Annotated in this window: 1 protein-coding gene and 1 pseudogene; both read right to left on the reverse strand. The window is 67.4% G+C overall.

The window, feature by feature from the left end; translation table 11 throughout:
* Positions 1-1,167: pseudogene (locus tag AC1DYI_RS30825) on the reverse strand (hypothetical protein); the annotation flags it as partial.
* Between the two features lie 53 nt (positions 1,168-1,220).
* Positions 1,221-3,111: S8 family serine peptidase (locus tag AC1DYI_RS30830; protein WP_477207926.1), on the reverse strand; the 1,891-nt coding region annotated here is incomplete at its 5' end.

Here is a 3,111-nt window from a genome sequence, read left to right on the forward strand (position 1 = left end):
GGCCTGCTGGGTGCTCACGATCTCTTTGATGTGCTTGACGTTGCGGGTCAGCGCAGCGAGCTCTTCCACGATGCCGCGGCGCTCATCTTCCAGCGTTTGTGCCAGTTGCTGCAGATAGGCCGGCAGCATGCGGCCGCGCCGGTCGCTGGTCAGGTAGTCGCCCAGGTCGTGGGCATGGTCTTCGAAGAGCTTCACGGCGCGGGTCAGACCACTGACCTCTGAATCGCGCAGCCGGCCGGCGATGAGCTCGGAAGAAACGTTGACGCTGTTGAGCACGTTGCCGACGTTGTGCAGCACGTTGGTGGCGATCTCGGCCATGCCGGCATGGCGAGCGTTCTCCAGCAGTTGGCGCTGCGCCGCCTGCTGCTCGCGCGCCTTGCGCACCGCTTCCTCGGCTTCTTCGCGGCGGAAGAAGAAGTGCCCGGTGGTCAGCAGGATCACGATGATCGGCGCCGCCGCCACCACGACGACGATGCCCGACTGCCGGAAGCTCAGGTAGAGAAAGGTCGCCACCGAAGCATTGCCAGCGTAGGCCACGCCCAGCCAGCCGAAAGAATCGACGAAGACCTTCAGGTTCAGCGGCTCGTTGCGCTTCAGACGCGGCACCATCGTCACCAGCAAGGTGTTGACCAGGAAGTAGCCGAAGGCAAACAAGATCGTGGCCAACAACAGCAACCCGTCGTACGCCATGCCGTACTTGTGCAGTGTTTCCAACCCGGTGTGCAGCACCGAACCCGCACTGAACATCGCCAGGGCGGCCATCGCCGGGCTGGCGATGCGGCTGGTCCAGCGCTTGGAGCTGCGCCAAGACCCCACCAGCGCCTCGCAGGCCGAGGCCAGCGCCGCGGCCTCGGGCCCACTCATCAGCAGCAACAGGAAGATGAAGATCTCGCCGGCGGTGAAGGAGTTGGTCGAGCGTGGGATCCGCACCGGAACCAGGCCGGCCACCATCGCCAATGCCGTCGCAACCGCAATCTGCGCCCAGGCCACGAAAGACAGCGTGGCCAGATGCTGCAGCGAATGGACCATGACCACGGCGCCCAACAACACCACGCCCAACCAGTAGGCCGTTGCCTTGCGGTTGTAGTCCGGCATGAACCGCTGGTGCAGGCGCTGCCACCAAGGCAGCGCCTGCTCGAGCACGGGACTTGTGAGGGTTCGATCCATGGCGGGTTACCGCGGCAAAGCCGGCGTGGCCGTGGCGCGCTGCAGGGCGCCGGTCATGGCTCGCCGACCGGGCCGGTCTGGCCTTCGCTCAGCACCAGCCCTTCGCTCAGGACGAGACCTTCGCTGAGTACCAGGCCTTCGCTCAAGACGAGGCCTTCACTCAAGACCAGACCTTCACTCAGCACCAGCCCTTCGCTCAAGACGAGGCCTTCGCTCAGCACCAGACCTTCGCTCAACACCAGGCCGCTGCCCGAAGCCAGCCAGCCGCTCAGCGTGGCGGTGGGGACGAACACTCCGCTCAGGCCACGCAGCGAGCTGTTGCCTGCCAGCGCTGCCGCGGACACCACGCCAGCAGTGACCAGGCGTTGATTCGGCGCTGACCGCGCCACGATCGACTGGACCCAGGTGTTCGCCGCCTCACCGCGGCTCGCCGGCCAGTAGGTCACGGTGTAGCGCTGGACATTGCCGCGCACCCACAGCAGCCGCGGGTCGTAGATCGGCTGGTACTGCGTGAACAGCCCCGTGCCGCTGAGGATCTGGTTGCCGCCGGCGAAGACGATGCGGCTCCAGTTGGCGGGCACGCCGTTGATGGTCGATTGCGCCGCCGGCAGGCTCTTGCCGGGTGCCAACAGCGGGGCGCCCGCGGCGATGCTGCCGGCCTCGACGGCCGCGCCGATGTCAGTGCGCAGGGCACCGGCCAACGCCACCGCGCCTGGAATGTTCAGCAGGCCAGCGCCTTGTTGCAGCAGGTTGGCACCGGGCAGCGGCTGCGCGCTGTACTGAAGAATGGCTTTCACCAGCGGCGGCGTCAGCCCCGGGTTGGCCTGCAGCATCAAGGCAGCCGCACCGGCAACCGCCGGTGCAGCCACCGACGTGCCGCTCATGTTCATCAACTGCTGCAGTCTGGGCTGGGCGCTGCCGCCAAAAGGCGCGCTCAGATCAGGGTAGGTGCGCGGCAAGTAGCTGAGGCCGCGGGCCGAGCCCTGCTTGTCCGAAGCCAGCACCGAGACGATGCGGTTGCCCGGCGCGACGAGGTCGGGCTTCAGCAGGTTGTCCGGCCGGCGCAAGCCGTTGGCGTCGACATTGCCGCCGCGCGTCGGCCCGCGTGAGCTGAAGAAGTTGACGCTGTCGTCGCTGCGGGCTGCCGTGTCGTGCGTATTGGCCGAGCCGACGGTGATCACCGAAGGGTCATTGCCTGGGGCGCTGATGGCACCGTAGATTTCGTTGCCGTTGGCGTCCTTGCCGAAATTGCCCGCGGCCACCACCACCGTGATGCCGGAGGCCACTGCGCTGCGCACCGCGCGGCACAGCGGATCGGTCAGGTAGGACTCGGCCGAATCGGCGGCCAGGCTCACGTTGAGCACGCGGATGTTGTATTGCTTCGCGTGCAGGATGACCCAGTCGATGCCCGCCAGCACGTCGCTCAGTTCACCTTGGCCGGCTTCGTCGAGCACCTTGACGTCGTACAGATTCGCATTGGGCGCGATGCCCGAGGAGTCGGTCGCCTGGTAGTCGCCGCGGCCGGCAACGATGCCGGCCACGTGGCTGCCGTGGCCGTAAGGGTCGGCGCGTTCGTTGCGGTCAGCAGCGATCATTTGCTCGAAGGCCTGACCAGCACGGCCCTGGTTGTTGCCGCCACGCAACCAGCTGGAGACATCGACACCGGGCTGCCAGAGCCTGCCGGTGGCGTCGCCCGCCTTCTGGAAGTCGACCGCCCGTGCAACGCGGCTGGCGCCGCTGGCATCGAGGAAGCTCTTGTGGTTCCAGGCCACGCCCGAGTCCAGCACCGCGATGCCGACGCCGCTGCCGTCCAGCCCCGGTTGCCTGGCGCTGCCCGCCTGAACCTGCGCGGCACCGGTGGCGTCCTCCAGCGCGCTGGCGGTGCGCCGCACCGGGCGGTTGGGTGAAAGGCTTTGTACGTCGGGGCGCTGCGCGATCTCGGCC

This window comes from Ideonella sp. P3_A4 (assembly GCF_056403075.1).